Annotated in this window: 14 protein-coding genes; 4 read left to right on the top strand and 10 right to left on the bottom strand. The window is 72.7% G+C overall.

The window, feature by feature from the left end:
* Positions 1-78: 78 nt before the first annotated feature.
* Together HUO13_RS02675 and HUO13_RS02670 are read right to left on the bottom strand one after the other, a co-directional pair.
* Positions 79-921, bottom strand: coding sequence for an amidohydrolase family protein (locus HUO13_RS02675; RefSeq protein ID WP_211899921.1), 843 nt, complete (start codon positions 919-921; stop codon positions 79-81).
* The gene (locus tag HUO13_RS02670) at positions 918-1,679 is read right to left on the bottom strand and encodes an SDR family NAD(P)-dependent oxidoreductase (protein WP_211899920.1); all 762 of its coding nucleotides are present in this window, start codon (positions 1,677-1,679) and stop codon (positions 918-920) included. Before HUO13_RS02670 ends, HUO13_RS02675 begins: the two co-directional genes overlap by 4 nt.
* Positions 1,680-1,858: 179 nt before the next feature.
* Here HUO13_RS02670 and HUO13_RS02665 point away from each other — a divergent pair, with 179 nt between their 5' ends.
* Complete coding sequence (locus HUO13_RS02665) at positions 1,859-2,845, top strand: N-acetylglucosamine kinase (RefSeq protein ID WP_211899919.1); 987 nt, start codon at positions 1,859-1,861, stop codon at positions 2,843-2,845.
* A 22-nt stretch (positions 2,846-2,867) separates the two neighbouring features.
* Here the strand turns inward: HUO13_RS02665 and gcvH are convergent, their stop codons facing one another.
* From gcvH to HUO13_RS02645, 4 genes are all read right to left on the bottom strand, one after another.
* Entirely contained in the window at positions 2,868-3,263 is a 396-nt protein-coding gene (gene gcvH, locus HUO13_RS02660; RefSeq protein WP_211899918.1) for a glycine cleavage system protein GcvH, read from the bottom strand.
* Between the two features lie 129 nt (positions 3,264-3,392).
* Positions 3,393-4,061, bottom strand: coding sequence for a DUF3159 domain-containing protein (locus tag HUO13_RS02655; protein WP_432757819.1), 669 nt, complete (start codon positions 4,059-4,061; stop codon positions 3,393-3,395).
* Between the two features lie 81 nt (positions 4,062-4,142).
* Positions 4,143-4,874 (bottom strand): ESX secretion-associated protein EspG, encoded by a 732-nt coding sequence (locus HUO13_RS02650; protein WP_211899917.1) that lies wholly within the window; start codon positions 4,872-4,874, stop codon positions 4,143-4,145.
* A complete protein-coding gene (locus HUO13_RS02645) occupies positions 4,874-5,125 on the bottom strand; it encodes a hypothetical protein (RefSeq protein ID WP_211899916.1) in 252 nt (83 codons plus the stop codon). Before HUO13_RS02645 ends, HUO13_RS02650 begins: the two co-directional genes overlap by 1 nt.
* Before the next feature lie 1,144 nt (positions 5,126-6,269).
* On the opposite strand from HUO13_RS02645, the gene HUO13_RS02640 reads away from it, so the two are divergent.
* Positions 6,270-6,632 carry a hypothetical protein gene (locus tag HUO13_RS02640; protein ID WP_211899915.1) on the top strand — a complete coding sequence of 121 codons (363 nt, stop codon included), beginning with the start codon at positions 6,270-6,272 and terminating at the stop codon, positions 6,630-6,632.
* A gap of 1,083 nt (positions 6,633-7,715) precedes the next feature.
* Entirely contained in the window at positions 7,716-8,558 is an 843-nt protein-coding gene (locus tag HUO13_RS02635) for an SGNH/GDSL hydrolase family protein (protein WP_211899914.1), read from the top strand.
* A 531-nt stretch (positions 8,559-9,089) separates the two neighbouring features.
* On the opposite strand, the gene HUO13_RS02630 is transcribed toward HUO13_RS02635, so the two are convergent.
* Entirely contained in the window at positions 9,090-11,975 is a 2,886-nt protein-coding gene (locus HUO13_RS02630) for an AfsR/SARP family transcriptional regulator (protein WP_211899913.1), read from the bottom strand.
* Positions 11,976-12,256: 281 nt separating this feature from the next.
* Here HUO13_RS02630 and HUO13_RS02625 point away from each other — a divergent pair, with 281 nt between their 5' ends.
* The gene (locus HUO13_RS02625) at positions 12,257-13,291 is read left to right on the top strand and encodes an ADP-ribosylglycohydrolase family protein (RefSeq protein WP_211899912.1); all 1,035 of its coding nucleotides are present in this window, start codon (positions 12,257-12,259) and stop codon (positions 13,289-13,291) included.
* A gap of 355 nt (positions 13,292-13,646) precedes the next feature.
* On the opposite strand, the gene HUO13_RS02620 is transcribed toward HUO13_RS02625, so the two are convergent.
* The 3 genes from HUO13_RS02620 to HUO13_RS02610 all read right to left on the bottom strand — a co-directional run bounded on the left by HUO13_RS02620 (position 13,647) and on the right by HUO13_RS02610 (position 15,697).
* The gene (locus HUO13_RS02620) at positions 13,647-13,793 is read right to left on the bottom strand and encodes a hypothetical protein (protein ID WP_211899911.1); all 147 of its coding nucleotides are present in this window, start codon (positions 13,791-13,793) and stop codon (positions 13,647-13,649) included.
* Positions 13,794-14,167: 374 nt separating this feature from the next.
* The gene (gene thpD, locus HUO13_RS02615) at positions 14,168-15,070 is read right to left on the bottom strand and encodes an ectoine hydroxylase (RefSeq protein ID WP_211899910.1); all 903 of its coding nucleotides are present in this window, start codon (positions 15,068-15,070) and stop codon (positions 14,168-14,170) included.
* Between the two features lie 219 nt (positions 15,071-15,289).
* The gene (locus tag HUO13_RS02610; RefSeq protein ID WP_211899909.1) at positions 15,290-15,697 is read right to left on the bottom strand and encodes an ectoine synthase; all 408 of its coding nucleotides are present in this window, start codon (positions 15,695-15,697) and stop codon (positions 15,290-15,292) included.
* Positions 15,698-15,707: the final 10 nt, after the last annotated feature.

The following is a 15,707-nucleotide window of genomic DNA, read 5'->3' as shown; positions in this document are numbered from 1 at the left end:
AGAGCCTGTCATCGATCTTGGAAGCGGCGCGGCCGCTTGCCCCCGCCACCGGTACCGCAACGCGAGGAAGACAGGCACTCAGAGTTCGTAGACCTGCCGCGCGGTGGTGTCGAAGACCGCCTGCCGCTCGACGTCGCCCAGCCCCGAGGTGAGCTCCCACGCGAGGCGGGAGACCTCCCCGTACTCGGCCGCCAGCAGGCACACCGGCCAGTCCGACCCGAACATCACCCGCGCCGGTCCGAAGGCGTCCAGCACCACGTCCGCGTAGGGCCGCAGCCGGTCGGCGTCGGGCTGGGCGGACCAGTCGTCCTCGGTCACCAGTCCGGACAGCTTGCACACCACGTTCGGATGCGCCGCCAGCGCCCGGATCCGGCTCTCCCACGGTTCCAGCTCGCCGGAGGCCACCGGTGGCTTCGCGCAGTGGTCCAGGACGAAGGTGAGCTGCGGGAACTGGCCGACCGCCTTGATCGCGGCCGGCAGCTGGTGCGGCCGGACCAGCAGTTCGTAAAGCAGTCCGGCGTCCTCGACCGCGGCCAGCCCGGCCATCACCTCCGGCCTGGTGAGCCAGTCCGGGTCGGGCTCGTCCTCGACCTGGTGGCGGATTCCCTTGAGCCACCGGCCCGACGGGTGCGACAGCAGGTGCCCGAGCCGCTCCCGCACGTCGCGGGCGGTCAGGTCGGTCCAGCCGACGACCCCGGCGACGCGGTCGCAGGAGTCGGCCAGCACCAGCATCTCCGGGGTCTCGTCCGGGTCGGAGACCGTCTGCACCAGCACGGTGGAGTCCACAGTGGTCCCCCGCAGCGCCGCGACCAGGTCGGCCGGGCGGAAGTCCCTGCGCAGCGGCTGCATCTCGGGCCCGGTCATCCATGGCTGGTCCCGGACGTCGAGGTCCCACAGGTGGTGGTGGGTGTCGACGGTCATCGTTCCCCCTCGGCGGGCCGGACGCGCAGTCCGGACATCCCGCCGTCGACGTTGAGCACGGTCCCGGTCGTGCCGGCCGCGGCCGGACTCGCCAGGTGCACGATGGCATGCGCGACCTCGCCTGCCGACACCAGCCGACCCGCGGGCTGCCTCGCCTCGAGCGCCGCCCGCTCGGCGGCCGGGTCGTCGGCGCTGTCGAGCAGCCTGCTGATCCACGGCGTGTCGACCGTGCCGGGAGCCACGCAGTTCACCCTGATCCCCTCCCGCACGTGGTCGGCGGCCATCGCCAGGGTGAGCGCGTGCACCGCGCCCTTGCTCGCGGAGTAGAGCGCGCGCTGCGGCAGTCCGGCGATCCCGGCGATCGAGCAGGTGTTGACGATGGCGGCGTGACCGGACTCCCGCAGGAGTCCCAGTGCGGCCCGGCTGACCCGGGCGATGCCGACGACGTTGACGTCGAGCACGCGGTGCCACTCGGCGTCGTCGTTGGCCGAGACGTCGCCCTGCGCGCCGATCCCGGCGTTGTTGACCAGCACGTCGAGCCCGCCGAGGCGCTCGTGCACGGCCTCGACCGCCGAGCGGACCTCGCCGTCGTCGGTGACGTCGCAGCGCACGCCGAGCAGCGGCTCGCCGACGTCGTGCGGGCGCAGGTCCAGCACCGCCACCGCCGCGCCGCGCTCGGCCAGCAGCCGGGCGGTCGCCAGCCCGATCCCCGACGCTCCTCCGGTGACCGCCGCGACCAGTCCGTCGAACTCACCCATCGAGTTCTCCGTTGCCTCGCCGCGAATCCGCGCACGCGCGATGCCGTTGGCTCATGCGTCCTCCCCGACCGAACACAGGACACCCCGATGTATATCGGCTGCCCGGCCGGGATGACCAGACCCGGCTGGTTTCCGACATCCGAGGCCACTTTCCGTGTCGAAGCGGGTACAAAGAGCGCATGCGCAGCCAAGAACCGGTGCTCGTCCTCGGCCTGGACATCGGCGGGACCTCCAGCCGCGCGCTGGTCGGCGACCTGTCCGGCCGCACCCTCGGCACCGGTTCGGCCGGTGGCGGCAACCCGAACTCGCACCCGCCGGAGCGGGCCGCCGCGCAGGTCGCCGCCGCAGCCGCCGACGCGCTCCGCGGCCTCGAACCGGCAGCGGTGCGGGCCGGCGTGCTGGGCATGGCCGGGGCGAGCAAGATGACCGATCCGGCGGTGGCGGAGCTGTTCCGGGGCGAGTGGTCCGCGCTCGGCCTGACCTGCCCGATGCGGGTGGTCGGCGACGTCGAGGTGGCCTTCGCCGCGGGCACGCCCGAGCCGGGCGGCACGGTGGTGATCGCGGGTACGGGGTCGGTCGCCGCGCGGATCGAGGACCACCGGCTGGTCGCCAGCGCGGGCGGGCACGGCTGGCTGCTGGGCGACGAGGGCTCGGCTTTCTGGCTGGGGCGCGAAGCGGTCCGCGCGACACTGCATGCCCTCGACCTCGGGCGAACCGACGGCGATCTGGTCACGGCCGTGCTGGACGAGCTGGTCGGCGAGCCCCGCGCCGAGCCACCGGCCTTGCGCAACCGGCTGATCACCGCGGTGAACTCCGCGCCGCCGATCCGGCTGGCCGAGCTCGCCCCGCTGGTGACCGGGGCCGCCGGGAGCGGCGACGAGGCGGCGACCGCGATCGTCCGGAACGCGGCGCGGCTGCTCGCCGAGACCGCGTCCATCACCAGACCGCCCGGCGACACGAGTCCGATCGTGCTGGCCGGCGGTCTCGTCGGCACGGGCAACCCCGTCGGCGACGCGCTCCGCGCGGAACTCGCCGAGCGCTTCGGCGCCGAGCCCCGCACCGCGGGCCCCGGCGCGGCGGGCGCGGCGTGGCTCGCAGCGGTCGAGCTGGCCGCACCCGCCGACCTCCCGACGCTGCACAAGCAGTTCCTCGGCGCGCAGGGCTGACGACCGCGGCATCGCGCCGCGGTTACTCGTTCGCTTCGGAGATGAACTCCTCGTACTGCTTCGCGGACATCAGGGCGTCCAGCTCGGACCGGTCGGTGACCTTGAGCGTGACGAACCAGCCGTCACCGTAGGGATCGGTGTTCACCAGCTCCGGCTCGTCGGTCACCTGGCTGTTCACCTCCACGACCTCGCCACCCAGCGGTGCGAAGAACTCAGCGACCGCCTTGACCGACTCCACGCTGCCGAGCGCATCGGCGGAGCTGTAGTGCTGGCCTGTCTGCGGCAGCTCCACGAAGACGATGTCACCGAGCTCCCGCTGCGCCTGGTCGGTGATGCCGATCCTGACGGTGCCGGAGGAACGCTCCTCGACCCATTCGTGGTCCTTGGTGTACTTCAGGTAATCCGGGATGTTGGCCACGCGCTGCCCTTTCGAAGATCGCCGGAGCGGGAAGAAGATCCGTGCCGATCCTCGCCCCGCCGCGCGAGCCGTTCACCGTGGATCACCCCAAGTGGTGACGCTCGTTCGAAGCGGTGCCGCGCTTGCGGGCTACGCGCCCTGCGGGTGCCGCAGACCGGGGTGGTCCTCGGGGAGCGCGCGGCGCAGGACCCACCAGCTCACCGCCACGCACACGGCCACCAGCGGCCAGGTCAGGACCACCTGCGCGACGCTGAGCGCCACGACGGCGTTGGCCGTCCACAACGGGATCAACACCACCAGCCGCACCAGGTACTGGCAGACCCACACCCAGCTCGCCCGGCCGTAGGCGCGCAGCAACGCCGGGTCGCGCCGCCACCTGCGGCCCTGGCCGAGCACGGTGCCCACGACGACGCCCAGCAGCGGCCAGCGCACCACGATGCTGACCACCCACACCAGGCCGCTGGCGGCGTTGGTGACCAGGCGGATCAGGAAGAAGTCCGCGGCGTGCCCGGTGTGCAGGGCGATGATCGCGCCGAAACTCACCGCGAGCAGGCTGACCAGCACCGCGACCGGGCGGTCGCCCTTGCGCAGCCGCCAGGCCGCGATCACCGCGCCGACCACGACCGCCGCCGCGCCACCGGCTGCGATGGACTCGCCGAAGACGAACCAGGCCAGCCCGAACACCACCGGGGGCAGGCTCGCGTCGATCGCCGTCGTCCGCCCGCCGAGAAGCCGCATCAACGAGTCCCGGTCCGCCTCTGGCGCCGGGGCCGTGTCGGTCTGCCGATCGTCGGTCACGACTTAAGCGTGCCTTACCCGCCGGTCCGAGTGCACGCACCCGGTGGCCCGTGACTCGTTGGGATCACGGCGCGCCGCCGCTCAGTCGCGGGTCCGCTCCAGCATGGCGTGCACCTGGGCCGCGATGCGCTGCTTGTCGGCGGGCCCGCAGGTGATCACGTCGTGACCGTCGGCGCGCTCGCCGACCAGCGTGTAGCGGCCGCGGTCGGTGTCGAACCAGTTCAGGGCGGGCAACCTGCCCCGGCGGCCGCGCCGGTCGGTGCTGGTCACCACGAAGTGGCCGAGGCGGAACTTCTGGCGGTTGGTGACCGCCTCCAGCTCGCGCAGGCCCTCGATGTCGGCGTCCTGCGGCGGGCCGTTCGAGCGGTCGGCCGAGGCGTGCACGGGCTCCCCCTGACCGGGCGGGGCGTCCGGCAGCAGGTCGACGCACGCGCGGGGCAGGTCGTCGGGGGCCATGAAGCTCATCCGCAGCACCCGGCCCTCGACCGCGCCCACGACGCCGACCTCGCCGGTCGCCACGACGCGGGCGGCGAGCCGCTGCCCGGAACGCAGGTCGAGCAGGCCCGCGGCCGCGATCGACACCTCGGACGTCGACAGCAGGTACAGCGCGTCCTCGACCTCCGGCTCCGGACGCCCGGACCTGGCCAGCCCGGCCGACTCCAGCTCGCCCCAGATCTGGTTGGTGATCCGCTCCCGGTCCTCCGGCGACTCCCCGAGCCTGGGGATCTCGAACGGGTACTGCCGGACGTTGAGGTCCAGCTGCTCACCGAGCACGTCCGCCGCGTGGACGGGCAGTGCGATCGTCTCGACCATCAGAAGTCCCGGTAGCTAGAAGGGGCCTCACCGAGGACCGGCGGGGCGACGAGCCTGCTCTCGCCGTAGTCCTCGTCGTAGAGGTCGTCGGCCTCGATGAGGAACTGCGGCGCGTCGCCCGTCTCGCCCTGCCTCGGCGCGCGGTACTCGGCGTCGCGGTACTCGTCCTTCACCTCTTCGGCGCCCCACTTGGTCGGGCTTCGGTCGTAGTTCGACCCCCTCGACGACTGCTGCCAGCCGCCGGAGCCCATCGGGCCGAACCCGCCGTCGGCACGAGCCGTCGCCTTCGGCGGTCTGGGCGCCGGCTTCTGCGCGGGCTTGGCAGGCGGCTGCTGCTGGCCCTGGCCCGGCGGTTGCTGGCCGTGGCCGGGCTGCTGGGCAGGGCCCGGTTGCTGCGGGCCTGGCCCCTGCTGGCGGGGCGGGGGCCCTTCGCCGGGCGGAGGCTGCATCGGCATGCCCTCCGGCCGCGACGCCGGTCCGCCCGGACGCGGCGGGCCCTGCGGCGGTCGCTGCGGTTGCGGCGGCTGCGAGCCGTGCGGCATCGGGGCGGGCGGCATGCCCTGGGGACCGCGCGGCGGCCGCCCGTCCACGGGCGGTCCGCCTGCCGGTGGCGGCGGAGGCATGCCTTCGGCGGGTGTGGGCGGACGGTGCCCGGCACCGTCCGGAGCCTGCGGCGCCGACGACGGACCGGAGACCGGCTGCGGTCCGGAGGGCGGACCCGACGGCGACTGCTGGCCCGATGCGGGGCCGGTTGCCGACTGCGGCCCCGGCGGCGGAGCGGACTGCGGTCCCGATGGCGGACCCTGCGGCGCTTCCGGCGCGGGCGGCATCTGCGGGATGCCCTCCGGCGCGGACGGCGGACCGGACACGTCGCCGGGCCCGGCCGCCGGAGGCGGCGGCATCTGCGGGACGCCCTCGGGCGGCGAAGCCGGACCCGAGGAGTGGAAGCCTTCGGGCGCCGGAGGCGGACCCGAGGAGTGGAAGCCTTCGGGCGCCGGAGGCGGACCCGAGGAGTGGAAGCCTTCGGGCGCCGGAGGCGCTGGGATGCCTTCCGGCGGCGAGGGCGGACCCGCGGCCGGAGGCGCGGGGATGCCCTCGGGCGGCGACGGCGGGCCGTAAGCCGCCGGAGGCGGCGGCATCGGCGCGCCGGGGCGCGGCGGTGGGCCGTCCGGGGGCGGACCGGCGGCCGAAGGCGCCGGGATGCCCTCCGGCGGGGACGGCGGGCCGTAAGCCGCCGGAGGCGGTGGCATCTGCGGCGGCCGCGGTCGGCCGGACGCGGGCGGGCGCGGGGCCCGCGGGCGCCGCCGCGGCCCTGGGGCCGTCGACGGCGGGTGCGCCACGCTCGGGCCCGCTGCCCGCGGCGTCGCCGAACTCGCTCGCGGGAGGTGGACCACCGTGGCCCCGCGGGCCCTCGCCGAGGTCGGCCACGGGCTGCGGACCGCTCGGCGGACCGACCGGATCAGCGGCCGCATGAGGGGCGTTCAAGTGGCCGCGCGGGCCCTCGGGCCCGTCGACGGCAGGCTGTGGGCCGCTCGGCGGGCCACCATGGCCGCGAAGACCGTCGCCGGGATCGACGACCGGCTGTGGCCCGCTCGGCGGGCCACCGTGACCGCGCGGACCATCACCGGGATCAACGGCGGGCTGCGGGCCACTCGCGGGGCCACCATGGCCGAGCGGACCGTCGGCCAGGTCACCCACCGGCAACGGCCCGCTCGGCGGACCTGGCGGGGCGGGAGGCGGGGCGAACGGGTTCTGTAGGGCTTCGTCGGGCAGGTCCGCGTCGAGGGAACCCGAAAGCTCCGTGGTCGCGCGGCGCTCGGGCGCGGACGGGCGCGCGGCGGCCTCGGCCGACGGCCCCAGGTCGCCGGACAACGCCGAGCCGCCTGGCCGGGCGGCCGGTTCCGGGCGGTCCGGTCCGGGCGCGGGCCTGCCGGGCTGGCCCTGCCTGCGCTGCTCGTGCTCGAAGCGCTCCGCGAGGTGCTCGCTGCGCTCCCAGAACGCGAACGGGTGCGGTTCGGCCGCCAGGGCGGCGAACTCCGACCGCAGGTCGAACCGCATCGGCCGGGGCGCCGGCCGCGGCGGCCGGGGCGCACCCGGCGGCGGACCGGCCTCGCCGGGCGCAGCACCACGCGGAGGTTCGCCGGGCGCAGCACCACGCGGCGCCTCGGGCGGCATCGGGCCACGCGGGGGCTCACCACCGCGCGGGGGCTCGCCGGGCAGCGTGCCGCGCATCGGGACGTCGTTGTGCCTGCCGGGCTCTGGGCGCCCCGGAGGACGTCCCGCCGACTCGAAACCCGCCGGCCCCGGCGGATTCGCCGGATTCTGCGGTGACGTCACGATTCCCCCAGGTCTTCGCTTTGGACGGGTACGTTGGCCGAGGTCACCCCTTCGGCGCAGCCACCCATACCGACGCAAGCGAGCATGTCGTCGTTCCCCACTCAGACGACCGTGATCACGCGATCCGCCCGCGGAACCTCACCCGCCGAGCGTCTGCCAGCCACGTGCGTTGATCGCGACATCACGAGCCCCCTCGTTGCTTTCGTTACCGCCGAAGGACAGTAGCAGCCCCGGATCACCGTTTTCGGGGTTTCTCCGAAGAGCGAGAACCGTACTCGCCGGTACCCCTGCAACCAGCGGCCCGGACGACCGATTTCCTCCGCACGGCCCGGAAAAGCCGCTGCCTGCGAACCCCGGGTCAGCAAGTTCACAATCCGGACAATATTTACTAGACGAACGAGTGCCGTTAGTCACTCGAGCACAACCTTCGGTGGCGTAGGTCGTTCCGGACGCGACAGTGTGGGTCCGTTGTTCACCACGGGGTGTGCGGAAGGGAAAAGTTCGATGGGTGGATGGGAGCAGTCGAGCGCCGTCGACGCGACGAGCCTGGAGAGCTACGTCGCACTGGGCGACAGCTTCACCGAGGGGATGGAGGACGCCCGGCCGGACGGCGGCTACCGCGGATGGGCCGACCGCCTCGCCGAGCGCCTGGCGGTCCGGAATCCGGGGCTGCGCTACGCCAACCTCGCCGTTCGCGGAAAGCTGATCCGCCAGATCGTCGACGACCAGGTGCCAGAGGCGATCGAGCTGCGCCCCGGCCTGGTCTCGTTCACCGCGGGCGGCAACGACATCATCCGCCCGGGCAGCGACCCGGACGCGGTGGCCGAGCTGTTCGAGTCCGCCGTCGCCGAGCTGTCGGCCACCGGCGCGCGGCTTCTGATCGGCACCGGGTTCGACACCCGCGACACCCCGGTGCTCAAGCACGTGCGCGGCAAGATCGGGACCTACAACTCGCACCTGCGCGCCATCGCCGACAAGTACGACTGCCGGGTGATCGACCTCTGGTCGATGCAGGTGCTGCAGGACCCCCGGGCCTGGAGCGCGGACCGGCTGCACCTGTCGCCGGAAGGGCATCGCAGAGTCGCGCTGCGGGCGGCCGAGGCGCTCGGCCTGCCGGTGGCCGAGGACTGGCGGGAGCCGTGGCCGCCGCGGCCGGAGCAGTCGTGGCGCACGCAGCGGATCCAGGACATCCAGTGGGCCCGCGAGTACCTGGCGCCGTGGATCGGCCGCCGCCTGCGCGGGCAGTCCAGCGGCGACGGCCGAGCCCCGAAGCGCCCGAAGCTGGAGCGGCTGTGCGGTGCGCAGTCCTCGGCACCGGCCGCATCGTCCGAAGCGGAACGCTGCTGAGCGGGACCGAGTCGGCGTCGCGAAGGACCGAACAACCGGAAGACGCCGGCTCGGCCGACCACCACCGGCCTGCGACCACCGGCCCGGACAACGACCCGGCCCCGGCCGGGATCACCAGCCAGGACAGCGACCCGGGCCTCGGACGGGACCACCGGCCAGGCCACGGACCACCGGGATCATGAAACCGGCGGAAAGCCCCGCACCGGTCCGGAAAAGACGAAGTGCGGGCCCCTGGCCGACAACACCCACCCCTTGGCCACGGGCCCGCACGTACCCCCACGTCCATTCGGGAGGGTCCAGTTCCCGAATGCCCTCCCCCCTTGCGGTCGCCCCGACCTACTCCCACGCGAGTGAGCGCAGGCCGGGACGACCGGGCGACAAATCCCCCCTGACTTCCCCCAGAGCCGCCCGTCGTCCGGACCATGCACGGCTGATCCGGACACCACGAAGATTGCCGGACCCCACTATGCGGGGACTAGACGCTCGCTAAACGCTCCCGAAAACCCGGCGCTGACCAGCGGATTCACCAACTCAGGAAGTTGTTGGCAAATTGCGGAGACGCTCGCGGACCTCCTCGGCGCGGTGCGAGCCGACCGTCTCGAAGATCGTCAGCGCGGTCTCCCACCTGGTCCGCGCGACCGATCGGTCACCGCGCGAGCAGGCGGCCTCGCCGAGTCCCCGGTAGGCGGCGGCCTGCCGCTCCAGCGACCCGCAGCGCTGCGCGACGTCGAGCGCCTCGTGGTGGTAGCGCTCGCCCTCCTCGACCCTGCCGAGCTCGATGCTGACCTCGCCGCAGTTGTTCAGCACCATCGCCAGCGTCTCCAGGTCGTCGGCCTCCCGGTACATCGCCTCGGCCTCGCGCAGGTGCGCCAGCGCCTCCTCCAGGTTGCCGTTGACCTGCTCGACCTGCGCCAGGTTGTTCAGCGCGCCTGCTTCGCGGTAGCGGTCGCCGAGCGTGCGGTAGGCCTGCAACGCCTCGCGGCAGTGCACCTGCGCCTCGTCGTAGCGGCCGAGGCGGAACAGCACCGCGCCCATGTTGACCTGGGTGAGCGCCAGCAGCGCGGGATCGCCGGTGGACTGGGCCTCGGCGTGGGACTCGGCGTAGTGCGTCAGCGCCGCCTCCGGCTGCCCGGACCGCGAGTAGGCCACTCCGAGCCCGGCCGACATCAGCAGCTTGCCGACGCCGTCGCCGACCGCCCTGGCCGAGTCCAGGCCGTCGCTGTAGATCTGGACCCAGTCCTCCCACGGGCAGCGCACCATGAGGTAGTTGAACTGGAGCCGGGCCAGCGGCCACGCCAGCTCGTGCATGCCCTCGCCGTTGGCGACGCGGACGGCGGCCACCAGGTTCGACCACTCCGCGTCGAACCACTCCAGCGCCTCGGCCCGCCCGGTGATCTCCGGACGCGGCGTGTCGTCGCCGGAGAAGTCGAGCTCGTCGCGGGCGGGACGCAGGAAGCGGCGCGCGTGGTCGGCGGTGACCAGGTAGTAGTGCAGCAGCCTGCGCAGCGCCGCGTCGTCGTCGGGCGAGAGCTCCCCGCGGGAAATCGTTTGCTGCCCGTCGGGGGCGCCGAGGAGGTCACGGGCGTAGACGCGCAGCAGGTCGTGCATGCCGAAGCGGTCCGAGCCGGGTTCGGTGATCAGGTGCGCCAGCGCGAGCGCGCGGAGTCGCCGGCGTGCGCTCGGCGGGTCGGTGCCGCACAGCGCCGCGACCGCGTGCCCGGTGAAGGTGTGGCCCGGGATCAGCCCGAGCAGCCGGAAGGTCGAGGCGTGGACGGGGTGCAGGTTGCGGTAGGAGATGTCGAAGGCGCGCCGGACGCTGGTGTCGGCGTCGTCGATGTCCAGCGCGTGCAGCCGGTTGCGCTCGTCGGTCAGCTCGTGGACCAGGTCGGCCACGCCCCGCGCGGGGTTGGCGGCCAGCCGCGCCGCGGCGATGCGCAGCGCCAGCGGCAGGCCGCCGCAGAGCTCGGCGAGCTCGCGGGCGGCCATCGGCTCCGACGCCGACTTGCCAGGCGTTCCGGCGCGGTCGAGCAGCTCGACCGCGGTCTCGGTCGGCAGCGTCTCCAGCGGCAGGACGTAGGCGCCGCTGCGCACCACGAGCCCGTCGAGGCGCCGCCTGCTGGTCACCAGCACCAGCGACTCGGAGTTTCCCGGCAGCAGCGGGCGCACCTGCTCGGAGTCCCGCGCGTTGTCCAGCAGCACCAGCACGCGGCGGTCGGCCAGCAGCGACCGGTAGAGGGCGGTGCGGTCGTCGAGATCCACCGGGATCGCGTCGGCGGCCACGCCCAGCGTCTTGAGCATGCTGGTCAGCGCCTCGCCGGGGGCCAGCGGTGCGCGGTCGGAGTCGAAACCGCGCAGCGACGCGTAGAGCTGCCCGTCTGGGAAGCTGCGCGCGACCCGGTGCGCCCACGTCACGGCGAGCGCGCTCTTGCCGACGCCTGCCGTGCCGGTCAGCACCGCGAGCGCGTTGGCCGAGCCGCGTTCCCGTTGCGCCAGCAGCCGGTCCAGCGCCGCGAACTCGCGGTCGCGGCCGACGAAACCGACGACGGCGGGCGGCAGCTCGGCCGGGATCGGGCGTCCGGCCCGCACCTGCGCCGTCCCGGTCGCGGTCTGGCGTTGCTGCGGGCTCAGCAGCGTGTCGTCGTCGCGCAGCAGGCGTTCGTAGAGGTTGCGCAGCTCCGGCCCCGGGTCGATGCCGAGCTCGCCGGACAGCCGCTGGCGCAGCACGTGGTAGCGGGCCTGCGCCTCGGCCCGGTGCCCAGCGCGGTAGCTGGCGAGCATCAGCTGACCGGTCAGGCGCTCCCGCAGCGGGTACTGCTCGACCAATGTGGACAGTTCGACGACCAGGTGGTGGTGGCGGCCCATGTCGAGGTCGGCGGCGACGCGCTCCTCCAGCGCCAGCAGCCGGAGCTCGTCCAGGTTCGGTCCGACCATCCGGTGCAGGGGGCTGGCGGAGATGTCTGCGAGGACCGGACCGCGCCACAGCCGCAGCGCCTCGGTCAGGACCTGCGAGCGCTCGCCGGGCTCCAGCCCGTAGGCGTGGTTCACCAGCGCGCGGGCGCGGTGCGCGTCGACGCGGTCGGCGTCGATCTGCAGCACGTAGCCGGGGGGCCTGGTGACGATCTCCGGGTTGCCGCCGCCGTCGCCCGCGGTTCCGGCGAAGAGCTTGCGCAGCCGGGAGATGTAGCCGTGGATGATGGTGCGCGCGCTGGCGGGCGGGTCGTCGGCCCACAGGGTGTCGATGAGCCGGTCCATGGGCACGATCTGGTTCGGTTCCAGCAGCAGGCAGGCAAGGATTCCGCGCACGCTCGAGCTGCCGATCGGGATCAGCTCACCGTCGGCCAAGACCTCCAGCGGGCCGAGCACCCGGAACTCGAAGCCCGTGATCGGCGCGCCCGCCGGGCCTTCCTGCGGTGACATACTTCCCGAAATCCGATTCGTGCTCACGTTTTGCGGTCGCGGACAGTTTCGGCCACCGGGCGGCGGTCGTCCACACCCCCGGACAAGCCGACACACGGTAACGAGCCGGACCTGCGGCCGGTGCGGCACCCGGCCCGTTGTTCACCCCAATGGAGGTACGCCGGATTCCGCTGCCGGATGCGTCGATTGACCCGATCTCTCCCCGGCACTCGTCACGCCCAGTAGAGTCGTGGCGACCGTCGACCACCCGAACGAGGACCACTGTGGAAGGAGCAGACGCCGTGCCCCCATCGTCCACAGTGGTCGACCGCGCCGTGGGCTGCCTGCTCGGAGGCGCGCTCGGCGACTCGCTCGGCTCGCCCGTGGAGTTCCGCCAGCTGCCCGACATCCGGGCCGAGTACGGCGAGCACGGCATCACCGAACCGCCGCCGCAGGCGCTGCTGGGCGATGCGACCCAGATGTCGTTGTTCAGCGGCGAGGGCTACCTGCACGCCTGGACCAGCGGGAACAACGGCGGACCGTGGCGGCCGGTCGAGTCGGTCGCCAACGCCTACCGGCGGTGGCTGATCACGCAGCAGGAGGACAAGCCGCAGCCCGGCGCCACCGGCCTGCTGGCCGAGACCGAGCTGTACTCCAACCGCGCGCCGGGGCTGACCAGCCTGCGCGCCCTCGGCGAACCGGAGCTGGGTTCGCCCGACCGCCCGCGCAACAGCTCCAAGGGCTGCGGCGGCGTGGACCGCAGCGCACCGATCGGCTTCGCGCCGACCGCGGAGATGGCCTACCAGCTCGGCTGCCAGTGCGCCGCGCTCACCCACGGCGGCCCGGGCGGCTGGGCGTCGGCGGGCGCGATGGCGCTGGTCGTACACCTGGTCGCGGTGCAGGGACGGCGGCTGCCGGCTGCCGTCGACCAGGCCACCGGCCGGGTGCTGCGCGACGACGGCGAGACCGCGGTGGCGCTGGCGGAGGCGTCGACGCTGGCGCGGCTCGGTGCGAGCGTGGGACACATCGAACGGCTCGGCCAGGGCTGGATCGGCCCGGAGGCGCTGGCCATCGGCGTCTACTGCGCGCTCGCGCTGCCCAAGCCGGAGCAGTTCGCCGACGCGGTCCGGCTGGCGGCGAACCACTCCGGGCACAGCGACTCCACCGCGGCGATCACCGGCGCCCTGCTCGGCGCCCGGCACGGCACCGAGGTGCTGCCGCGCGCTTGGCTGGGACGGCTCGAGCTGGCCGACGTCATCGAGCGCATCGGCCACGACCTCGGCGGCTCCTGCTCCGGGGAGAAGTTCAACGAACGCCGCTACCTGGGGCTGGGTTAGGCCCACCGCCGCATCCCGGGACGCGGGAGAGGAACCGCGGACTACCGGCGGCTAGTCCAATATGGACACGCCGCGCGCGGCCGCGAGAGACCAGCACCGTCGTCGGCGAACGCCCGCGCGGTTGCCCGGCCGATGCCGGTACCGCCGCCGGTGTCCGGCCCGCAGAGGGCATCGCGCTCGCTGTAACAAGACGCACGTACTTCAAAACCCGGTTTCGGGTGCATTTCCGCCTGTCGATCGGCTAGCCTCGACGCGCACAGTCGGCACGGGCACACGCTGCGTGGCTGCACGTGCACGGTGCGCAGAACAGGAAAGGCCGGGCAGGAGCTGGCACTCCCACCCGGCCGGGACCGGATCAGTTGTGGTCGTCGTGCAGCATGACCAGCCACAACGTGATCCGCACCAACACGAAGAGCGCCCGGCCTGCCATCCGGCGGTCCGGGCGCTTGTTCGCGCGCCGAACCCGCTTCCGGTTCGCCCTTGCGTGCTTCCTACGGGCCACTACGCGACTCCTTCCACTCGCCCGTCGACAGGGGCTCCTGCCGAACGCGTTGCGGCAGGCCACCCCGGCTCGACGAGCGCCGGACATCGCTTCGCCCCCGAGGACGAACGTTGCCGATCACACTGGATCGAGAACGTTCGCGGTACCGCACACTGAACCACAGTGCGTAATCGATTGCCAGCACCCACCCCACGAATGCGGGCACCAAAAACCTTTCAGATCCCAGATCGACTACACGCCGTCAATATTCGGACACGTGGCGAACAACAGGCGGTCGGGGCGAGTGATCTCGGCCGCACCCCGCAAACCGAACCCGGCCCCGGCGCAGTCGAGGGGCGCCCCGTGCGGGACGCCCCTCGACTCGCTCGGCCGGCTCAGCGGCGGACCGGCGTGAACTCGCGCGCGGCGACGAACTCCGGCCGCCGGGTCTCGGCGGCGAACGGCTCCACCAGCGTGTTCTCCACGCTGTTGAACACCACGAAGATGTTCGAACGCGGGAACGGGGTGATGTTGTTGCCCGACCCGTGCATGGAATTGGAGTCGAACCACAGCGCGGACCCCGCGGGGCCGGTGAACTGCTCGATCCCGTGCTCGTAGCCGAGCTTGGTGATCTCGTGCTCGCCCGGCACGCCGACCTTCTGCTCCTTCAACGACGACTTGTAGTTGTCGTCCGGCGTCTCCCCGACGCAGGAGACGAAAGTCCGGTGGGCGCCCGGCATGATCATCAGTCCGCCGTTGAAGGGGTAGTTGTCGGTCAGCGCGATCGACATGCTCACCGCGCGCATCGCGGGCATGCCGTCCTCGGCGTGCCAGGTCTCGAAGTCCGAGTGCCAGTAGAAGCCGCTGCCCCGGAAACCGGGCATGTAGTTGATGCGGCTCTGGTGCACGTAGACGTCCGAGCCCAGGATCTGGCGAGCGCGGTCGAGCACCCTGGGGTCGCTGACCAGCTCGGCGATCAGATCGCTTGTGCGGTGCACCTCGAAGATGGAGCGCACCTCGTTGGACTGCTTCTCGACGACAGTGCGCTCGTCGGCGCGCACCCTCGGGTCGTTGGTGAGCCGGTTCAGCTCTTGCCAGTAGGTCTGCACCTCGGCGGGTGAGAGCAGGCCCTCCACGGTGTGGAAGCCCTTGGCATCGTGAGCAGCCAGTTCGTCGGCCGTGGCGGGTCCTGACTCGACCCCCGGCCACACGGTCGGGTCCTGGCGTTCGATCAGAGCCGGCTCGGAGGCCACCCGGGTCGGGTAGCGGTCCTGAGTACTCAGATCGGCAACGGTCATGAGTTGCGCCTCCTTCGCGAATTCCCGCCGGAGCGATCGATGCCTGCGGCACCGTCGCCATTTCTCGGTTCCTCGTTAGAGAGGTTCCCCCTCGCGCACGAGCGGGAAGACCGTGCAGCACGCGGGCGGTGGGTAATTGCCGGTCTACACCGGACTACCCACCGCCCGCGGCGAATATGCCTGCCGCCCGTGACCGCACCGGCGACGACGGCTACGAGGTCAGCTCGCGGCTTCCTCTTCCTCCTCGACGATGACCGGGTACACCCCGTTCTCGTCGTGCACCTCGCGCCCGGTGACGGGCGGGTTGAACACGCAGACGGTCCGCATGTCGGTCTTCGGGCGGACCTGGTGCTTGTCGTGGTTGTTCAACAGGTACAGCGAGCCCGGCTTGAGCTGGTGGGTCTCCCCGGTCGCCTTGTCGGTGATCTCGCCCTCGCCCTCGAACACGAACACCGCTTCGATGTGGTTGGCGTACCAGAAGTCGTTCACCGTGCCGGCGTAGAGGGTGGTCTCGTGCACCGAGAAGCCCACCTTCTCCCTGGCCAGGACGATGCGCTTGCTGCGCCAGTTCTCGGTCTTGATGTCGGCGTCGGTGTCCTCGATCTCCTCGAGAGTACGGACGATCAAGTCTCCTCCT

It is taken from the genome of Saccharopolyspora erythraea (assembly GCF_018141105.1).
Lineage (GTDB): Bacteria > Actinomycetota > Actinomycetes > Mycobacteriales > Pseudonocardiaceae > Saccharopolyspora_D > Saccharopolyspora_D erythraea_A.
This window is presented reverse-complemented; position numbering and strand designations above follow the sequence as displayed.

What these genes read in the sequence shown, in the direction of transcription:
- HUO13_RS02675 (WP_211899921.1), bottom strand. Translation starts at nt 921, where the DNA reads ATGACCGTCGACACCCACCACCACCTGTGGGACCTCGACGTCCGGGAC.
- HUO13_RS02670 (WP_211899920.1), bottom strand. Translation starts at nt 1,679, where the DNA reads ATGGGTGAGTTCGACGGACTGGTCGCGGCGGTCACCGGAGGAGCGTCG.
- HUO13_RS02665 (WP_211899919.1), top strand. Translation starts at nt 1,859, where the DNA reads ATGCGCAGCCAAGAACCGGTGCTCGTCCTCGGCCTGGACATCGGCGGG.
- HUO13_RS02650 (WP_211899917.1), bottom strand. Translation starts at nt 4,874, where the DNA reads ATGGTCGAGACGATCGCACTGCCCGTCCACGCGGCGGACGTGCTCGGT.
- HUO13_RS02645 (WP_211899916.1), bottom strand. Translation starts at nt 5,125, where the DNA reads ATGGGCTCCGGCGGCTGGCAGCAGTCGTCGAGGGGGTCGAACTACGAC.
- HUO13_RS02635 (WP_211899914.1), top strand. Translation starts at nt 7,716, where the DNA reads ATGGGTGGATGGGAGCAGTCGAGCGCCGTCGACGCGACGAGCCTGGAG.
- HUO13_RS02630 (WP_211899913.1), bottom strand. Translation starts at nt 11,975, where the DNA reads ATGTCACCGCAGGAAGGCCCGGCGGGCGCGCCGATCACGGGCTTCGAG.
- thpD (WP_211899910.1), bottom strand. Translation starts at nt 15,070, where the DNA reads ATGACCGTTGCCGATCTGAGTACTCAGGACCGCTACCCGACCCGGGTG.